Here is a 2,609-nt window from a genome sequence, read left to right on the forward strand (position 1 = left end):
GGCACGGCGTCCAGGCGGAACCCGTCGATGCCCAGGTCCAGCCAGAACCGCAGGTTCTCCAGCATGGCGTCCTGGACGTCGGGGTTGTCGTAGTTCAGGTCGGGCTGGTGGGAGAAGAACCGGTGCCAGTAGTACTGCCCGCGCACCGGGTCGTAGGTCCAGTTGGAGGACTCGGTGTCGACGAAGATGATCCGGGCGTCGGGGTAGCCGGTGTCGTCGTCGGCCCACATGTAGAAGTCCCCGAACGGCCCGTCGGGATCGGTCCGCGACGCCTGGAACCACGGATGCTGATCCGAGGTGTGGTTCATCACCAGATCGGCGATCACGCGGATGCCGCGGGCGTGCGCCTGCTCGATCAGCTCGACGAAGTCCCCGAGCTCCCCGAACTCGGGGAGGATGCTGGTGTAGTTGGCGATGTCGTAGCCGCCGTCCTTGAGCGGGGACTGGTAGATGGGCAGCAGCCACAGGCAGTCCACGCCCAGCCATTGCAGGTGGTCCAGCTTGGAGATCAGCCCGCGCAGGTCCCCGTATCCGTCGTCGTTGGAATCGGCGAAGCCCCGCACCGACACCTCGTAGAACACCGCGGTCTTGAACCAGTCCGGCGTGCGGGGGGTGTCCTCGTCGAACGGGTCCGGGACGGGGCCGGCGGACGGTCCCGCCGCCGGCCGGCGGACCTTCTCCGGCGGGACGGGGCCGGTCCCCGGCGCGGGGGCCTCACCGCCCCCGGGGGCCTGGCGGGAGCTGCGGGTGAAGTTCTTCGGCTGGCCGTCCATGGAGCACCCCGGGTGTGTTGGAGACATCTAGATCAGCAATTCCCTCCACCCCGTCCAGGTGTGTGCGCGACAGGCAACCATCCGTAAAAGCTTCAGTACGGTCCGTGACCATGGGGCTGGTTTCGGATCCCGCCACCGCCGCCCCGCCGCGCGAGCGCCGCCCATGGCGGGGGTAGATCGCCCGGTTCCGCGGCCCGTCCGGGCGGGCGCCCGGCCGCCGGGAAGGTCATCGCCCGGTCGCGGCGCGGCAGCGCGCGGGAAAACGGAGCAAAAGGACGGCGATTCACGGCCCGTCCAGTGGCGTGCGGCGCCGCGAACGCTTGCCGCGCGGCGGTTGTGTCATGTCCGTGTTTTTAGGTTCGCGGCTTTTTCTGTCGCAACCCTCGGGTAGGTCATTTCCAACCTCAGAACCCGCCACGTTGGCGGGTTCTGCTCAGTTTCGGGCGGAATTCATCCGTCCAAAAGCGATCGGAGGGACAGTGGAGCGCTGGGAGAAGTCGCCATCGGTCGTACCGACGCGGGATGACCTCGTGGCACGGCTGCGCGTCCGTTTCGCCGACATTCCGGTGGAGCGCGTGCGGCGCTGCGTGGACGACCTGTGGTGCTGCTGCGCCCATCTGGGGGTGCGGCCCGAGGAACGGACCATCGAGCGCCTCGCGGCGTCCCGGCTCACGGGCGTCGTGCGGGGCGGCCGCCCGCCCTATCCGGACGAGCGGCGGGGGTCCCGACCGCCCGGCCGGCTGACCGCTCCGCCCCGGCCCGCCCGCGCGGCGGCCCGAACTCCGATCGGGATGTGACCGATGAGGGAGACGACGGTGCCGGGCCTGAGCACCGAGACCCGGCGAGGGTTCATCGTGCTCGGCCTGCCGGCGCAGATCAGCTGGCGGAACTACGCGGGGATCCGGGAGGAGGTGAGCAAGGCCCTGTCCCTCGCCTGCGCGGGCGGGACCCGTCGCGGCGGGGTCGTCGTCGACTTCGGCGACGCGGTCCTGCTGGACGCGGCCGGGCTCGTGCTGCTGGCGCGGGCCGAGACGCGGGCGGAGCTGCTCGGCTGCCCGCTGCGCGCGGTGGTGCCCGCGCTGTCCGCGCACGTCCGGCGGGCGCTGCACCTCACGGGGCTTGACCGGCTCGTCCCGGTGTTCGCCGACGTCGCGGCGGCGACGGCCGCGCCCCTGCCGGAGCCGGCGCCGGGGGAGGTCGACACCACGCACGTGCTCGACGCGATCCGCGCGCTGCTTCCGGGGGACGCCGGGCTCACCCCGACGCCGCCCGCCCCGTCCGAGCTGATGATCACCACGACGGCGGCCGGCGACGGCGACCACACCGTCGTGCACCTGTCCGGGACGCTGGACGAGGCGACCGTGCCGCGGCTCGGGGAGACGCTGACCAGGCTGGTCGAGGGCGACGAGCGGCACCTGATGGTGCGGATGCACGACCGGCTCGGCGTCCGCTGCGACCCGCTGCCGATCCTGCTCGGCATCCGCTGGCGCGTCGCCGCCGAGGGCGGCTGCCTGGCGCTGCCGGCGGCGCCCGCCAAGCTGCGCGAGGTCATCGACCGCGAGGGCCTCGCGTCGGTGTTCACCGGCTGCCGGTCCATCGAGGAACGCCTCCTCAGCGGCGCAGGGTCCGGTTAGCCTCGCGGCCCTGCCCGCCACCGGCCCGCACACGTCCGCCGTTCTCCTGGAACGTGAAGACGTGTGCGGGTTTGGTGTGCGGGTCGAGGCGCACGTAGTTGGACCTCCGCCAGGTGTAGGTGGTGCCGTCGAGTTGGTCGGTGACGGTGTAGGGGCGGTCGGGGTCGTCGGGCAGGCCGAGGGCGGGCAGGTCGAGGTGGAC

4 protein-coding genes are annotated in these 2,609 nt (G+C 72.0%); 2 read left to right on the forward strand and 2 right to left on the reverse strand.

Annotated elements, in window-relative coordinates; translation table 11 throughout:
* On the reverse strand, window positions 1-773 hold a 773-nt coding region (locus tag AB0C21_RS43260; RefSeq protein WP_500212332.1), incomplete at its 3' end, for an alpha-amylase family glycosyl hydrolase.
* A gap of 530 nt (window positions 774-1,303) precedes the next feature.
* On the opposite strand from AB0C21_RS43260, the gene AB0C21_RS43265 reads away from it, so the two are divergent.
* Together AB0C21_RS43265 and AB0C21_RS43270 are read left to right on the forward strand one after the other, a co-directional pair.
* A complete protein-coding gene (locus tag AB0C21_RS43265) occupies window positions 1,304-1,570 on the forward strand; it encodes a hypothetical protein (RefSeq protein ID WP_149265112.1) in 267 nt (88 codons plus the stop codon).
* A 3-nt stretch (window positions 1,571-1,573) separates the two neighbouring features.
* On the forward strand, window positions 1,574-2,407 hold the full coding sequence (locus AB0C21_RS43270) for an STAS domain-containing protein (protein ID WP_500212333.1): 834 nt from the start codon (window positions 1,574-1,576) through the stop codon (window positions 2,405-2,407).
* Here AB0C21_RS43270 and AB0C21_RS43275 read toward each other — a convergent pair.
* Window positions 2,385-2,609 (reverse strand): hypothetical protein (locus AB0C21_RS43275; protein ID WP_500212335.1); only part of this gene is annotated, 225 nt, incomplete at its 5' end. The two genes, AB0C21_RS43270 and AB0C21_RS43275, sit on opposite strands and share 23 nt — an antisense overlap.

The organism is Spirillospora sp. NPDC049024, assembly GCF_040649235.1.
Taxonomy (GTDB): domain Bacteria; phylum Actinomycetota; class Actinomycetes; order Streptosporangiales; family Streptosporangiaceae; genus Spirillospora.